15 protein-coding genes and 3 tRNA genes are annotated in these 15,425 nt (G+C 61.8%); 12 read left to right on the plus strand and 6 right to left on the minus strand.

The features are described from left to right. The first annotated feature begins 24 nt into the window (after window positions 1-24). From ACZ1A1_RS20320 to ACZ1A1_RS20345, 6 genes are all read left to right on the plus strand, one after another. Window positions 25-3,327 carry a phage tail tip lysozyme gene (locus ACZ1A1_RS20320; RefSeq protein WP_463621334.1) on the plus strand — a complete coding sequence of 1,101 codons (3,303 nt, stop codon included), beginning with the start codon at window positions 25-27 and terminating at the stop codon, window positions 3,325-3,327. Window position 3,328: 1 nt separating this feature from the next. Further along, window positions 3,329-6,658, plus strand: a complete 3,330-nt coding sequence (locus ACZ1A1_RS20325; protein WP_463621336.1) for a hypothetical protein — start codon at window positions 3,329-3,331, stop codon at window positions 6,656-6,658. Between the two features lie 2 nt (window positions 6,659-6,660). Beyond that, window positions 6,661-6,948, plus strand: a complete 288-nt coding sequence (locus ACZ1A1_RS20330; protein WP_463621338.1) for a hypothetical protein — start codon at window positions 6,661-6,663, stop codon at window positions 6,946-6,948. Window positions 6,949-7,097: 149 nt separating this feature from the next. Next, complete coding sequence (locus ACZ1A1_RS20335) at window positions 7,098-7,787, plus strand: hypothetical protein (RefSeq protein ID WP_463621340.1); 690 nt, start codon at window positions 7,098-7,100, stop codon at window positions 7,785-7,787. Beyond that, entirely contained in the window at window positions 7,774-8,301 is a 528-nt protein-coding gene (locus ACZ1A1_RS20340) for a helix-turn-helix transcriptional regulator (RefSeq protein ID WP_463621341.1), read from the plus strand. Before ACZ1A1_RS20335 ends, ACZ1A1_RS20340 begins: the two co-directional genes overlap by 14 nt. 30 nt (window positions 8,302-8,331) lie before the next feature. Beyond that, window positions 8,332-8,631 carry a winged helix-turn-helix domain-containing protein gene (locus tag ACZ1A1_RS20345; protein ID WP_463621343.1) on the plus strand — a complete coding sequence of 100 codons (300 nt, stop codon included), beginning with the start codon at window positions 8,332-8,334 and terminating at the stop codon, window positions 8,629-8,631. 394 nt (window positions 8,632-9,025) lie between these two features. On the opposite strand, the gene ACZ1A1_RS20350 is transcribed toward ACZ1A1_RS20345, so the two are convergent. The 3 genes from ACZ1A1_RS20350 to ACZ1A1_RS20360 form a co-directional block, all read right to left on the minus strand. Beyond that, window positions 9,026-9,598 carry a Panacea domain-containing protein gene (locus ACZ1A1_RS20350; protein WP_463621345.1) on the minus strand — a complete coding sequence of 191 codons (573 nt, stop codon included), beginning with the start codon at window positions 9,596-9,598 and terminating at the stop codon, window positions 9,026-9,028. Window positions 9,599-9,722: 124 nt separating this feature from the next. Beyond that, window positions 9,723-9,989, minus strand: coding sequence for a hypothetical protein (locus tag ACZ1A1_RS20355; RefSeq protein WP_463621347.1), 267 nt, complete (start codon window positions 9,987-9,989; stop codon window positions 9,723-9,725). Beyond that, complete coding sequence (locus tag ACZ1A1_RS20360; protein WP_463621348.1) at window positions 9,986-10,222, minus strand: helix-turn-helix domain-containing protein; 237 nt, start codon at window positions 10,220-10,222, stop codon at window positions 9,986-9,988. Before ACZ1A1_RS20360 ends, ACZ1A1_RS20355 begins: the two co-directional genes overlap by 4 nt. Before the next feature lie 106 nt (window positions 10,223-10,328). Here ACZ1A1_RS20360 and ACZ1A1_RS20365 point away from each other — a divergent pair, with 106 nt between their 5' ends. Then, window positions 10,329-10,691: a hypothetical protein gene (locus tag ACZ1A1_RS20365; RefSeq protein ID WP_463621349.1), complete on the plus strand. Its 363-nt coding sequence runs from the start codon at window positions 10,329-10,331 to the stop codon at window positions 10,689-10,691. Next, window positions 10,688-11,272, plus strand: coding sequence for a hypothetical protein (locus ACZ1A1_RS20370; protein WP_463621350.1), 585 nt, complete (start codon window positions 10,688-10,690; stop codon window positions 11,270-11,272). Before ACZ1A1_RS20365 ends, ACZ1A1_RS20370 begins: the two co-directional genes overlap by 4 nt. 119 nt (window positions 11,273-11,391) lie before the next feature. On the opposite strand, the gene ACZ1A1_RS20375 is transcribed toward ACZ1A1_RS20370, so the two are convergent. Continuing rightward, window positions 11,392-11,467 (minus strand) — tRNA-Thr (locus ACZ1A1_RS20375). 54 nt (window positions 11,468-11,521) lie between these two features. After that, a complete protein-coding gene (locus ACZ1A1_RS20380; RefSeq protein WP_463621351.1) occupies window positions 11,522-12,469 on the minus strand; it encodes a LysR family transcriptional regulator in 948 nt (315 codons plus the stop codon). A 130-nt stretch (window positions 12,470-12,599) separates the two neighbouring features. On the opposite strand from ACZ1A1_RS20380, the gene ACZ1A1_RS20385 reads away from it, so the two are divergent. After that, a complete protein-coding gene (locus ACZ1A1_RS20385; RefSeq protein ID WP_463621352.1) occupies window positions 12,600-13,220 on the plus strand; it encodes an FMN-dependent NADH-azoreductase in 621 nt (206 codons plus the stop codon). A gap of 72 nt (window positions 13,221-13,292) precedes the next feature. On the opposite strand, the gene rlmB is transcribed toward ACZ1A1_RS20385, so the two are convergent. Further along, window positions 13,293-14,168: a 23S rRNA (guanosine(2251)-2'-O)-methyltransferase RlmB gene (gene rlmB, locus ACZ1A1_RS20390; protein WP_463621353.1), complete on the minus strand. Its 876-nt coding sequence runs from the start codon at window positions 14,166-14,168 to the stop codon at window positions 13,293-13,295. A 247-nt stretch (window positions 14,169-14,415) separates the two neighbouring features. Here rlmB and ACZ1A1_RS20395 point away from each other — a divergent pair. From ACZ1A1_RS20395 to ACZ1A1_RS20405, 3 genes are all read left to right on the plus strand, one after another. Continuing rightward, window positions 14,416-14,500 (plus strand) — tRNA-Tyr (locus ACZ1A1_RS20395). Between the two features lie 26 nt (window positions 14,501-14,526). Further along, a tRNA-Gly gene (locus ACZ1A1_RS20400) sits at window positions 14,527-14,600 on the plus strand. A gap of 155 nt (window positions 14,601-14,755) precedes the next feature. Continuing rightward, complete coding sequence (locus tag ACZ1A1_RS20405; protein ID WP_463621354.1) at window positions 14,756-15,121, plus strand: hypothetical protein; 366 nt, start codon at window positions 14,756-14,758, stop codon at window positions 15,119-15,121. Window positions 15,122-15,425: the final 304 nt, after the last annotated feature.

A 15,425-nucleotide genomic window follows, 5' to 3' on the forward strand; every position in this document is an offset into this window, starting at 1 on the left:
GGTTAGCGGCGAGGATAAATCGTCATGGTGAAGCTCCCGACCCTCCAGCCGCGCGGCGCAACGATCCGTGGCCCCGTTTCATCGATCAGCGGCGCCGACGTCGCGAATCCATACCAGATGGTGGCGAGCGCGTTCGACGCCGCAGGCCAGTTCCTGAATGCTAAGGCTCAGGATGATGCCCGGATTGCTGGTCAGAACGCCGTCTATACCGACGAGCACGGTAATCCGAAGGTGGACCTGAAGCCGAACTTCAGCGAGCAGAACCGGATTTACAATCGGACGGCAACGCAATCCCTAATCGCGCGTCTCGCGCCCGAAATACGAACGGCGGCGGCCAGCCAAGCACGGGAGGCAAATGGCAATCCTGAAACCTTCAGGGCGAGTTGGAAGGCGTATCGAGATCAGATGATGATCAACGCGCCGAACAAGGAGCTTCGAGGGCCGATTGAGGTGATGTTGGATGAAACTGGCACGCTTCAGTTTGAAGGCATTCAGCAACAGAAGTTTCAGGCCGACATGCAGAGCTCTAAGCGGGAGATGCTGGCGGAGCGCAACTATCTGATGGATACCGTTGCCTCGTTGGCGATGCAGGGTGGCCACGATACGCCCGAGTTCAACGCCGCCGTGGCGAAGATCAACTCACTGAATGATGAACTCGCCGGCAACCCCGTGTTCGCCTACAGCCCGCGCGAAGCCGAGATCGAGATGAAGAGCTTCAGCGGGCGGGTGAAGGCCGAAAGCATGATCGGGGAGATCGATCGGGCAGTTGAGGCCGGTGGCATCGTCGAGGCGTTGAAAATCCGCGATCGCTTCCGCTCGGAGGTTCCCGAAGGTGTCTCACCTGCGGACGCGCGGACCTACTATGGCATCGCGAGTGCACGCATCAAGGGCTACCAAGCGGAGAAGAGGGCCGTCCTGAAGACCGTCGTCGACGAGGCGAGGAAGGTCGAGAAAGGCCTCGAGGCCGGCACCGTTGATGTGAATTCCACGGATATCCCGCGTCTCGCCACCGAGCTCTCCCGCGCCGGCGATCCCGGTGCCGGTCTGAAGCTTCTCGCGGCGCGTCGGAAGAAAATCTTCGCCGATGCCACGAATGAGCAGCAGGTTGACATGGCCGAACGCGCCTATGGCGAGAGAATGCGCCCGGCGCCGTCTCGATACAATCGGCCCGTATCGTTTAGCCCGGACATGTCGAGCGACATGCAGTCGGCGATGAACCACTATATCGCGCGGGGCGTGCCGCCGATGCTGGCCGCTGGCATTGTCGGCAATCTGGTGCAGGAATCCGGCCTCAATCCGAACGCCCGGAACCGCGGCGACGGCAACGACGGCTCGGATTCCATCGGCATCGGTCAGTGGAATGGCAATCGTGCCCGCGCCCTCAAGGCATTTGCGGCGAGCCAGGGCGCATCTCCGTTCGATCTCGCCACCCAGCTTGATTTCGTGCTTCACGAGTTGGAAACGACGGAAGGCGCAGCCTACCAGCGCCTGAAGTCGGCGAAAACGGTCGATGAAGCCACGGCCGCCATGATCGGTTTCGAGCGGCCGCGAGGTTGGTCCGCTGCCAATCCGCGCGGTGGGCACGGATGGGGCAATCGTCTCGCTGCCGCGATGAAGGCCGCCGAGATGAAAGGGCTGAAGGGAGAAGCGCTCGCCGTCAGCGGGGATTTCCCGGTCACCGACGACGAGGCGAAGGCTATGAGCACGGAATTCGCCAGCGATGTTCGCGCGATCATTCCCGATATCGAGGCCGGCATCAAGTCCGGCTTGCCCTTCGAAAGCGACAAGCTCGATCTCCTGACCCGCCAGATGGTGTTCGTCAACGACCAGGACCTCCGGAGCCAGGTCGCCGACATGCTGGAGCGGAACTCGCAAATCCTCGCCGCGCAGTCCGCGCCGTTGGAGGAAGTCGAGGCTGCCGTCGGCGTGTTGCGTTCCGACATGTCGAAGAATGGGGCGACGGCCACGAAGCTCGCCCTTGCCGAAGGGTTGGAGGCTTCCGCCAAGGCAAAACGCCAGGCACTCGACAATGACGCTATCGGGTATGGTCAGAGCCAGGGCCTTGTCGGCGAAATGCCCGCCATCGACATGCAGAATCCGTCCTCTTATGCGTCGACCCTTCAGCAGTTCCAGCGCGGCGTCGACGTGATGCAGGCGACCGGGCAGGTGGCGAACATCTCCGCCTTTCGGCCGGCGCAGGAAGACGCTTATGCCCTGATGTGGCAGACCGCGGCGCCGGAACAGCTTTCGGCGATGACGAACGCGATGGCGTCCAGCCTGTCACCGGAAACGCTCCGGGCGACCTTGACCCACGGCGAAGCCAAGAACGCCCTTGGCGGGGCCGCAATGTCCACCAATCCCGCAATCCACGCGGAGGCGATGAAGCAGCTTGATATCCTCAGCGTGAACACGCCGATGACGGATATCGAGGCCACCTTCGGCAAGGATGTCACCGATCGCCTTCAGGACTGGCAGGGCCGGGTCCGATATTTCACCGCCGAGGAAACGGCGAAGTGGCTCCAGCAGCGGAATGATCCGAAATGGCTGGAACGGGTGAAGCCCCTCATCAGCGCCGGCGAGAAGGAAGCCCGTAAGGTGCCGGCGAGCGAGGTCATTTCCCTGCTCGATACGAACAGCTTCTGGGATGCACAGGGGCCGCGGGACGATCTCACCGAACGCATGATGCTGAACGACTTCACCAGTCTGATGGGCGAGCGCAACGGTAGCCTCGATGACGTCGGCAAGGCAAAACAGCAGGCCGTGGAGCGGATGAAGAAGACTTGGGGTGTGACTTCGGTTTACGGGGATCGCGCCGGTCGCCTCATGCCCTATCCGCCGGAGCAGTTCTATCCGGCGGTCGGAAACTCGCATCGATGGATGGAGCTCGAGCTTCAGGACATGGCGGCGACGCGGAACCTGCCCGTCGATAGCCTGTCGCTCGTCGCCGATCGGAAGACGCAGGATGCCGCGATGCGGGGCGAGGCGCCCGGCTATCTGATTTCGGTGATCGACCCCGAAACGGGAATGCAGGACCTCATGACCGACGAGAACGGCCAGGTGCTCCGCCATTACTTCGATCCGGATACCGCGCAGCAGCGGGAAGCGGCGGCCGCCACCGAAGCGCGTCGCACCCGGAACGATCCCTGGTTGGTGCTCGGGGAAGGAACCGCCCTCGGCCCGCTTTATCTCGGTGGGGCGGATGAGGCGGATCTGCAGAACCGCGATCAGCGTATCGGGGAAATTGTCGGTGAGCGTCGCCAGCGGCTCGAAAAGAAGCGGGAAACGCGCGAGGCGCTGAAGCGCGACGGAATCCCGGGGGAGAACTGACATGCCAACGATTGCCGATGAATTCGTGCCGTTGCGCACCCTGGACCCCAAGCCGTCGGAGAAGGAAGCATCTGATCCATCGGCGCTCGAAATCCTGCGCGCCGCCGGCGTGTCCGCGAACATGCCTTTCCGTGTCGGGCGGTATGTCGCCAACCGGGCGAACGTGACGGCCGAAGCCGACTATGACCCCTTCAGCGACATCAAGGGCACGAAATACGAGTCCGATCCGGTGCGCTTCGCCTATTCCCGGAACAGCGACGAGACTCTGGCCATCATGCGGGAGTGGGATCAGGACGAAGAGGCGCGCGGCGTTCTGTCTCGCTCGGGTTGGGGCGGCACCGTTGCGATGATCGGCATGGGGATGGCAGACCCGACGATATTCCTGCCGGTGGCGAAGGTGTTCTCTGGCGCGGCCGCCGGGGCGAATGCTCTCCGCCTCGGCGCCGACGTTGCTCTCGCAGGTGCCGCCGGTGCAGCGATCAGCGAGGCCGGCATGATGGCGACGACACCAGAGATGACGGCCGGCGACTTCGCGATGAACGTCGGCACGGCCACCGTGCTCTCCGGTATCCTCGGTGCCGGTGCCGGCGCGTTGTTGTCGCGGGCGGAGCGGAAGGCGATCGAGGTCAAACTTCATCAGGATCGCGTTGACTGGGGCGACGATATCGCGGTCGCCACGAATCCGCAGTCCGCAGGCGCGGCCGCCGCCGACACTCGGGATGTTCAGCTCGTCAAGACGCCGCTCGATTTCCTCCCGGGAGGCGATCCCCTCGGCCGGCTTTCGCCCACTCGTCGCGTCCTGAATTCCCCCTTCCAGTCTGCCCGCCGCGCGCTCGTTGATCTGGCGGAAACGCCATATCTGTTCGAGGGGAATGCGGAAGGCCGCGCGGTGACCTCTGGGCCTGCCCTCGATCGCCTCATGAAGCTCTCGATCCGGCAGGCGCGCGTCGGTCTCTCTGACACCTTGGAAAGCGCCTTCGCGAAATACCGCTTGGGGCAGGCCGATGCCAACGTAATGCAGCGTGCGATGCTCGGCATTGACGATATACGCGGCGCGACCGGCGGCAAGATGACCCGGCAGGAATTCAAGACGGCAATCGATGAGGCTCTGCGCAGCGGTGATGTCCATCAGGTGCCGGAGGTCGCGGAGGTGGCTTCCTTCATTCGGAGCAACATCCTGAACCCCTGGCGGGATCGCGCCATCAAGGCGGGCCTGTTGCCCGACGGGACCGAGCCGGAGACAGCGGCATCCTACATGATGCGGAGTTGGAGCAAGGAGAAGCTGACGGCGCAGCGGCCGGCGGCCGTGGAGCGTTTCACCGACTGGCTCGCAAGCGAACAGGGCCGGAAGGCATCCATCCAGAACACCCTTGCCGATCTCGGGCAGAAGCTCGACGAGGCGGAGACACGGATTCTCCAGCTTGAGCGAAAGGCCCAAGGGGGCGGCCCAGAGCATATTGCCGCGCGTGCGGAAGCAGACGCGCTGCGCGGACAGATCGAGACCCAGTTGACGCAGTGGCAGGGGAAGAGCGCGCGGGAAGCTCTCTCGGCGATGAAGGTGCGAGATGGTACGGGCGCGCGCGCTGCGGGGGCTGCCCGGCTGACATCGGCCGACAAGGCGGTCTCTGCCTCGTTGCGGCGCATCGTGGGTAGCGACCGGAACCTATCGCGCGCCGAGCTCCGTAGCCGCGCCAATGAGATCGTCGACCGTATTCTCGGCAATCCCGATGGCCGCCTCCCGTACGATGACGCCTCGGGGCCGTCGGCGGGCGTGCGCGAGGGGGATGCCCGCGGGCCGCTTGCCTCCCGCGAATTCATGATCCCGGATGAGATGATCCGCGACTTCCTCGACACCGACGTCGAGCGCACATTGCATCGCTTCCTCGACACCATCGTTTCCGACGTTCTGCTGACCGAGCGCTTCGGCGACGTCGACATGCTCGAAACCTTCCGCAAGCTCCGTGACGAGCACGCCACACTGTCGGAGGCGGCAAAATCGGAGAAGGCGCGGGCGAAGCTCAAGGCGCAATACGATGCCACCGTCGCCGACCTCGCCGCGATACGAGATCGGGTGCGGGGCACCTACGGCAACACGACGGACCCGCGCATGCGCTTCATGGGACGGATGGCGGCGGCAGCGCAGAAGCTGAACCAGATGACCGACATGGGCGGCGTGGTGTTGTCGTCCATACCGGACATCGCGGGAACCATCTTCCATTACGGCTTCACGAAATCGCTCCGCCACCAGACGGCTCCGCTGACGCGGCTGCTTGGCAGTAAGGAGATGAAGGAGCTCGCGAAGTCCTCCAAGCGGGAACTCCGGGCATTCGGGATCGGGGTGGAGACCGTCCTTCAGGCGCGCAACACGGCGATATCGGATGTGACGGACATGTATGCGCCGACGAGCCGTTGGGAGCGCGGAATCGACAAGGCCAGCAACGCATTCTTCATCGCCAACGGCCTTTCTCCGTGGACAGACGGAGTGCAGAGAATAGCCGGCACCGTGGCGATGGATCAGTTCAGCCAGGCGATCGAGGCCTCCGTCGCCGGCAAGGCGAGTAAGCTGCAGATCCGAAAGCTCGCGGAGGCGGGGATCGATTCCGATCTGGTCGGGCGCATCTGGAAGGAGCTTTCGGCCGAAGGTGGTTCTGATGTCGTCGACGGCGTTCGCCTTTCGAACACCGGGACATGGAAGGACACAGGCGCGCGCGATGCGTGGGAGGGCGCCATTGCCCGTGACGTCGACATGATGGTCTTGAGCCCCGGTCAGGAGAAGAGCCTATGGTCGAGCCGCAACCCGGCCGTCGCCCTCTTGCTGCAATACAAGACGTTCGTCATGGCGGCGACGGAGCGCATCCTTTTCCGAGGTCTCCAGGCGCGCGACGCGCAGGTTCTTCAGGGCTTCGTCGCGCTGACCGCTCTCGGCATGCTGGGGGAATATGCGTATTCGGCGGCCAGCGGCCGCGACGCGCCGAACACGGCCGGCGGTTGGGTCAAGGCTGGCTTGAGCCGGAGCGGCGCACTCGGCTGGATCGAGGAAGTCAACGCGATCTCGTCGAAGTGGACCGGCGGCCAGCGTGATCTCTATCGGCTGATCGGGGCGACGGGCGAAGGCTCTCGTTATCAAAGCCGCGAGATGCTTGGCATCCTGCTCGGCCCGACAGCGAACAAGATCGAGGGTGTGCTGAAGGCCGGGGCCAACGCGGCGACCGTCAACAAGGCCGGGGAGAGCAACTGGAGCAGCGCTGATACGCGCCGTCTCCGCCGCCTCGTTGCCGGGCAGAACCTGTTATATCTCCGGCGGCTGTTCGACCAGATCGGGGAGGAATGACGATGGGAAACGACGACCGGATCGCGGTGCGGGCGCGACAACTCTTTCCAGGACCAACCTATCCCATAGCGATTTCGGGTGTGCCGGAGATTCCGGGCCTTCGGCACGATGGTCAGCGGTGGGTCGATGAGACCCGGCCGGACAGGCCGTTCGTTGCTGTGGAGCCCTTGCATGCGCCAGAACAGTGGAGCGATCTCGTTGTATCGATGACGCCGAGCCAGAAAGCGGCTTGGCTGAAGCGAACTCAGCCCCCGAAAAAGCGCAAGAGCAGGCGGCGTGGCGGGTTCTGACCACACATGTCATAGGCATGTGCAGTGCTTTTTGAATCGCTAATAATGCTGAGACTGCAGCATCTTAATTCATAGGCAACCTGTGCTTTGCGAGGCCCGCTTTCCCCGTTCTACACCGTTCACCAGATCATTTTCAGCGGAGTAGAGAAATGTCCGAGAAGGTTTCCCCGATCTCATCCGAAGCCCTCAAGTCCCAGAAGCGTGACGCGGAAGAGCGGCTTTCCGAGCTTCGCCAGCAGCAGGTCGATGCCATTGAGCAGGGGCGAGAGCTGGCGCATGACAACGAGATCGTCATCGTCAAGGAGCGGATCGCCGCGTTCGACAAGGCGATCCTCCGGGCTTTGAAGCGCGAAGCCGATGAAGAGGCGCGGCGCGAGCGGGCAGAAGCGCGCGACGAGGTTGTCGCTCTGAAGTCGGAAATCGAGACGGAGCAGGCCGCGTACCTGTCCTTGTTCGGAGAAGCTGAAAAGGCCGCCGCCGAATTCGCCAGGACCATTGCGGCAATCGAGGCAAAGGCCACCGACCTGTATCGAGGCGGGATTGCCGTCGGAAACTTCCTCGCTCGCCATGGGATCGCCTCTGACGAACCGAATGAGTTCGGCGCAGGGAACCTGCATACACGTCTCAGCGGCTATATCTCCTCCGTGCTCTGCGCAGCCAGAAACGGCCACAACGTCCCCAATCGCATCGGCGAAGTCATCTGGGAAAATGTCTCGCCGGCGAATGCTCCCTGGGAGGAAGCCGAGGGGCGGAAGATCGGCGGCGGCGCCAGCTATCGTCTCCGAAGCCTCGACAAGGTTCTCGCAGGCTTGCAGGAACCGGCCGATGAAACCGCGTAACGTCCGGAAGCTCCAGACCGAAGACGTCTGCCGACGCTACGGCATCAGCCGGTGGACACTGCGCAACTGGCAGCGGGATGACGATATCGGATTCCCGAAGCCGATCGTCATCGGCCGTCGCCACTATTTCGACGACACCGAAGTCTTGAAATGGGAGCTTCGCCGCGCCGGGCTAAATCCCGACCTTCCCGAATCCATCAAGGGCGTCGAGGTCGTCTCGGATTTCATCACCAGCTATGACGAACTGGTGCAGGCGATGATCGCGCAGCGGGAGCGCCTGAAAATGTCTCTGATGGACGTCGACGCACGCTCCGGCATGCAGGAGGGATACACCTCGAAGCTGGAGAATTATCGAAGACCTCAGGGGCGGGGAATGGGACCGGAGACCTTCCCTCTATGGCTCGGCGCCCTCCGCCTCGCCGTCGTGCTCGTCGAGCTGCCGCGGGCGACACGGAACTTCAAAGACAAGGCCGCCGCTCCGATCGCCGCGGTTGACGAAGCCGCCGCCGCCTGATTGGTGCCTCCGCCAACAAGGAGGATCACCATGGCAAAATCTGATGCACTCTTCGTCACCGATGCCGAACTCGCCGAGCGCATAGGCCTGACCACGGAGCAGATGAAGGCGAAGACTTCAACGCTGGAGAAATCCGGCTTCCCGACAAAGGATGTGATGTTCGAGAACCGCCGATACTGGCCGGCGGTGCGGGCCTGGCTCGATCGTCGATACGGCCTCCACGGCTCCGATGTCCACGGCCCCTATGGTGCTGATGAGGTGGAGCCGTGGAAGCGCAAGGGCGGTCGTACGGCACCGCCCGGGCTCGATGGTAAGGAGAACTGGGATTGATTATGTCTCAGGAACGGGGCAACCGTAATAACGTTTGATCTTCCTCTTCGTATGAGGACTTGCGCAGATACCCGCCACGACGCGATCGAAAACTTCTGGCTTCATCGCTGCTTTAGGGATGAATATGCCTTGCTGCACACCGTTGTTCAGCGTCGTGGCGTCTTCCAATCGTGCTGCTCGGTACATTACCCACGATTGGTGGGTCAGCCAATCATGATCTTCGGCCTGAAGAAGGCAGGTGTCATCACAGAGGTTATTAGTCCAACTCGTTATTGAGAGGATCAACTGAAGATTATCTTTACAGGGATCGGTGCAAACTACGTGAAGATGACGCAGGCCAGGATTATGGCTTGGCCCCGAAGCTATTAGGAGGGTCCCCGCGGCCGCTACCAATTTAGCCCACCCGCGCACTTTCAAACGTGCGGTCGACGGCTTTCATAGCTTTGGATGCTTCAACGAACCACTCCGCGTCTGTGACTCCAACGGCATTCAGGATTCGCTGAAGCGGTATAACGGTAGAACCTCCGTTGGGGTCTTCCCACTCCGGAACATTCTTCGGGTCATGGGTCCAATTCACCAGGTCCCACTGGTTCATGTGGCCAAATTGAGCCCATACCGTCTCGACACAAGTCAAGTCGGCATCGCTGAGCTCATCGAGGTCATCAAGATTAAGTTCCTCGTCCGCCAACGCCATTTTGTGGTTTGCGCGATCCTGTAAAATATCGGACCATCCGCATTCATCGAGATCGTACTCGCCGTTTATGTGGCTATACGTCGTCGAGTTTACCGGCCCACGAGGCATCGACACCCTCGCTTCATCAAGCACAGGGAACCCGTATCGGCGGATACTCTCTCGATCAATGAGATAGACCAGCTTGACCGCTTTCAGCAGGTTAATCGAGTTCCCGCCCGCCTTGATAATCAAGGCAGCGATCAACTGCGCTGCTTTTTTCGGTTCGTAGCTCATTGTTCCTCGTCCGTCATCGCGACGATTCTACTTTGCGCACGATATAGGCTTTTTAACGGAAAGCGCAATTCCCATACCTATAGCACGAAAACGCTTAACGAGAGGTAAGGTTCAGTTCCGCTACTCAGTCCTGCGACGAGAGCTTTTCGACGACTTCGCGCGCTACCTCCTCAACATAGGGGTAACGCGTTTCCGCATCCCAACAAAATGGCCCAGACACCCAGCCGGGCTTTGCGCCGGCTTCTTCCCTTGCCCACGACAGCATACGCTCTACGTGGCTGATTGTGGCTGCGGTTGACAGTCCATGACAGCGTAACAACTCGAAGAGCCAAAACTCGGCCGCTTGCGCGCGCAGGATCGTGGATTCGTCTTCCTTGCTTATATCTGTCATCGCTTCATCCTCACCCCTGGGCCGCCTTCGACCATTGCGCCGTCGTCTTGGAATATGATGCCGGCTGTCTCAAGCGCGGCTTGAATTGCCCGCAACGTCGAAGCCTTCGGGTCGGCTATGCCGCGCTCGATATTGTTGAGGCCTGTCTTCGAGATGCCGGCCGCGTCAGCAAGTTCAGCCTGCGTCAGGTTCAGCATGGCACGGGCGCCACGGATTTGCTCCTTGGATATCATGGTTGATTGGTACACTCGAATTGAATTTTTATCAATCCTACTTGACCAAAGGTTAAATGGATACTAATTCAATCTCACTTGAATTTTTATCAAGAGGAGAAATGTCATGCCGAACGCATCTGTTACGGCCACCGCCGAAGGCGTGCCGACAATTTACCGCCTACTGGCGAATTACTGGGGCCATTACGCCGCGGTTGTCGAGGCTATGTATGAGGCCGACAACGCCGCCAAGGGTACAGCGGAACATGCGGAAGCAGATGAACGTCAGAAAGCCGAAGGGCGGCTCCTTGAAAACGCTACCCTCGCGATATGCTCGTTTCTGCCGCTCCAGAAAGTCGATGCTCGGATCAAATCGAATTTTCTTGCCGATCTTGTCCGGGAGAATCTCGGTCATCTGAGCGAGAGTGAAACCGAGGCCTTGCTGTCTTCGCTGCCTCATCTCATTGCGATAAAGGATGATTCCGAATGACTGCTGCAAAACCCATGAGACCCGAAGAAGGTTTGCCCGCAATCGAGAATCCGCCGCTGGATCGCCTGTCCTTCGTCTCGCGTCGTCATGTCGGCGGCGGCTTCGATTACTGGTCCGGGGTGCGGGCTGGACGAGACTATTCAGAGGACTGCGAAACCGGAGAGCGCCTGGCTGAAGAATTCATCGACTTCATCTCGAAGTTCCACAGCGAAGGGAGCGCCACTCTCCTGGGCTCGATCATGCTTGGCATGGAAGAGAGCAACGCGCCGCGGGGCCAAAAGATCGGCTTCATGAATACGATCAATCGCTACGCGATGGTCGGAGGATGTGCCGCCGGGATGGCGAAGGACGCGCCGGCACCGAACATGACGGTCAGGAGGACCCAAATTCTGAATGCTGAAGACTTGGTCTACGAATGCGCCCATCTTTCACGGCTGGTTTTCAATTCCATCGAAGGATTGGAGCTCGACGCCGATCTCAAATCGCTTAGCGCAGGGATCAACGTCATCGAGAATAAGCTTCATGAGGCCGCAACGCTGTTCGAACTTGCTAAGCGGACGTCCGATTCGGCGACGCGATAAGCAAAAAGCCCGGTTGCCCGGGCTTTCTGAAACGTGTCTGGCGTTGCCCAGAATGTTGCCCGAAGGCCGGATTTTCCGGCTTTCAGGCATCGCGCGCGCACCTAACTAATTGAAAAGATTGGTGCCCCCAGCAAGACTCGAACTCGCGACCCCCTGATTACAAATCAGGTGCTCTACCAACTGAGCTATAAGGGCACTCTGCGAGGGAGTTAGCATATTCTCCGCCGCTGTAAAGGGCAAAGGGCCGTTTCAGATCGACCAGTCGCCGCCCGAGGCGGCGCGGGGCACGATTTCCTGGCAGCGCTGCATCGAGCGCGGCAGGTTCTCGGCGAGGTGGTCGATGAGGGCGCGCACGGCGGGCAGCATGCCGTGGCGCGAGGTGAAGACGGCGTGGACGGCCGATTCCGCGCTCGACCAGTCCGGCAGCACCGGCGTCAGCAGGCCGGTGCGGAAACCGCGCTCGACGATCATGTCCGGCAGAAGCCCGAGGCCGACGCCCTCGATCGTCGCCCGTTCCAGCACGCTGAAATCCGAGCAGGTCAGCACCGGCGAGTGGGAAACGTCGTGCACCTCGCCGTTTGTGTGAAACAGCGTCCAGATGGCGCGCGGATTGTTCTCCTGCATCGAAAGGGTCGGCACGCGGCCGATCGTATCGAGGTCGATGGGGCCATGGCGCTCCAGGAAGCGCGAGCTTGCGGCGAGATAGCGGCGCGTGCCGCCGAAGCGCCGCACGATCAGCGACTGGTCGGTATCGTAGCTGTCGCGCACGCGCAGCGCCACGTCGATCCGCTCCTCGATGAGATCGACCGGCCGCCCCGTCGTCAGGACCGAAAGGCGCACCAGCGGATAGCGCTTCATGAAGCCCGGCAGGATATCGGCGACGACGGGCGCGAAGCCGGGCGGCATCGACATGCGCACCGTGCCCGCGGGCTCCGCCTTCGCGACCGCGACCACGGCCTCGGCCGCCTCGACGCCGGACAGCACCGCCTCGCAGCGCTCGTAGAAGGACTGGCCGATATCGGTGACGGAGAGTTTTCGCGTGGAACGCTCGATGAGCCGCACGCCGAGCTGCTCCTCCAGCGCCGCGATGCGCTTGCTGATCTTCGATTTCGGCACCGACAGGGCATTGGCCGCCGCGGTAAAGCCCTTGTGCCGCACCACGGCGGCGTAAAGCGCGAGATCGTTCAGGTCCTGCATGGCATGTCTCCGGTCACCGCCTGATTATTGTTTCTCATTTGAAACGGTCAATTGGATTTTTGCTGTCTAATCGCGCGATTGTTTTCGGAGCATATGGGTTGCATCGAATTTCAAGCAAAGGTGCTGACCCATGAACGTCCTCCACATCGACTCCGGCATTCTCGGAGACCATTCCGTATCCCGTCGCCTGACCGCGGCCGTCGTCGCCCAGATCAAGGCCGAGCAGCCCGGCGCGACCGTCACCTATCGCGACCTCGTCGCCAATCCGCTGCCGCATCTTTCCGGCGCCCACCTGATGGCCGCCAACGCCAGGCCGGAAGAGGTCGACGCTCAGGTCGCCGCCGAGGTCGAGGAGAGCAGGGTCGTGCTGGACGAGTTCCTCGCCGCCGACACCATCATCCTCGGCGTGCCGATGTATAATTTCTCTCTGCCGAGCCAGCTCAAGGCGTGGATCGACCGCGTCGCCGTCGCCGGCAAGACGTTCCGCTACACGGCGGAAGGCCCGGAAGGCCTTGCCAAGGGCAAGAAGGTCATCATCGTCTCCACCCGCGGCGGCCATTACAGCGCCGGCCCGGCCGCGGTCATGGATCATCAGGAAAGCTACCTGAAGACCGTTCTCGGCTTCTTCGGCATCACGGATGTCGAGATCGTCCGTGCGGAAGGCCTGAACCTCAGCGCCGATTCGAAGATCGAGGCCATTTCGGAAGCCGAACGCGTCATCGCCGGCAGCAGCCTGAAGATCGCCAGCTGATATCCGGGTTCCCCGCATGCGAAAGGCCCGCCGGCGCAAACCGGCGGGCCTTTGCGTTTTCAGGCGATGGCCTCAGCCGAACAGCTGGCGATGGGAGGCGTAGAGCGCGATGGCTGCGGCATTCGACACGTTGAGCGACTTGATGGCGCCGGGCATGTCGAGGCGGGCGAGGGCCTTGCAGGTCGCGCGCGTCTTCTGCCGCAGGCCCTTGCCCTCCGAGCCCATGACGAGCGCGATGCGCTGGCCGGAGAGTGTGCCCTCCAGCGGGGCGGGACCTTCCGAATCGAGGCCGACGGTCAGGAAGCCGAGCTTGTGCAGCTCTTCCAGCGCATCCGAGAGATTTGTGATCTGGATATAGGGGATGAGTTCCAGCGCGCCGGAGGCGGTCTTTGCCAGCACGCCGGATTCCGTCGGGGAGTGGCGCTGCGTGGTGATGACGGCGCCGGCATTGAAGGCGACGGCCGAGCGCATGATGGCGCCGACATTGTGCGGATCGGTGACCTGGTCGAGCACGAGGAGAAGCGGCGAATCCTTTAGCGCCTCGAGGCGGCGCACGGGAAGCGGCCGCGTTTCCAGCATCACGCCCTGGTGGATGGCTTCTGGCCCGAGCACCTTGTCGAGATCGGAGGGAAGCACCGTCTCGACGGGATAGGGCAGGGTGGAGAGGTCCGGCAGCTCCAGCCGCTGGGCGGCGTTCTGGCTGACGGAAAGCTTGATGATCCTGCGCTCGGGATTGTCGAGCGCCGCGCGCACCGTATGCAGGCCATAGAGGAGGACCTGATCCGGCGCGACGGCCGGCGGCTTCCAGCCTTCGGCCTGCCGGCGGCGGCGGTCGTCCTTCGGCGTCGGGATCTCGCCGCGCTCGCGCCGCTGGTCGCGATGCGCCCGGCGGAGCTTGGCATAATGGGTGTCTTTTGCGGACTTGCCGCCGGTATCGTCTTTGCTCATGCCGCTTCTATAATGCATGTCGCGCAAAAGTGTGCAGCGGTTTTGCGCGGCGCACGAAAAATCGGGCGGGAAGCAATTGCGGGCGCCCGGACGACCCGCATGGGGACGACGACATTTTTCGCAATTTTTTCCGTGACGTCGTGTTGACAGGATGAATTGTGCCCGTCATATACCGCGCCAGATCGAAGGCGCCGCCGCAAGGCACTGCCGAACGGTCGATACTGGTCGCTTGATCCCGACGGAATATGGAGGGATGCCCGAGTGGTTAAAGGGGACGGACTGTAAATCCGTTGGCTCAGCCTACGTTGGTTCAAATCCAACTCCCTCCACCATTCCGTTGCTTCGGATCAAGACCCCCGCGGGTATAGCTCAATGGTAGAGCAGCAGCCTTCCAAGCTGAATACGCGGGTTCGATTCCCGCTACCCGCTCCATCTTTTCAGGTACTTGCAGGTTGACCGCGCCCCATTGGCACGCCCTGTCGCCGTTGCCTTCTTCCTTCGCCCGGTTGCAACTTCAGGCATGCAGGATCGACTCGACTCTTTCCCCGATTGGGCTCATGATCCTTGCGAGCGATGGGGGAAGCATCATGAATGTGAAATCCTACGTTGTTGCCGCCCTGGCGGCAGCCCTTGCGGGCTGCACCCAGACCGCCCAGAAGGAAACGGCGCCCTCGGCGGCCGCCTATACGCTGACGCCGGCGGATGCCAAGGTCGTCGAGGCGGGCGTGCGAAGTTCTCTCAAGGATATGGCATCGGCCAAGCTCGGCCGGATGAAGGCGACCCGCCGCGCCGATGGCGTGATCAATGTGTGCGGCTATGTCGGCGCGTTCCCCTTCATGGGCATCCTGACCGGCTCGCCGAAGGCGTCCTTCGCCGTGACCGGGATCGGCAACGATGAGGGAAAAGCCGCGCTGACGGTGAATTTCTGCCGGAAAGCCGGGATCGCTCTCTAGCCGCACTGACAAGGCCGACTTGAAGGCAGGGTTATGGACGCCTTGCCGGCGGAGGGGAGGCGCTGTCGGTCTCCTCCATATGCTTGCCTCACTCCCAAGAGGCTGCGCGCCGGCATTTCGGCATAACGCTTTGCCTTGAAAAAGCGATTCGGCATGCCGATCTAAGGCAAATCCGGCTTTCCCAAGCTCCTTTCCCGCAGTTTTCGCCGTGCATTTAAGGCTTGCGCATTCGTTGCGAAAGCCTTAAACGCCTGCCAAACCGGAAGGGCCGGTTAGCCCAACTTTCGTTCAGTAGGAAAAAGAC

It is taken from the genome of Shinella sp. R2-11 (assembly GCF_055330205.1).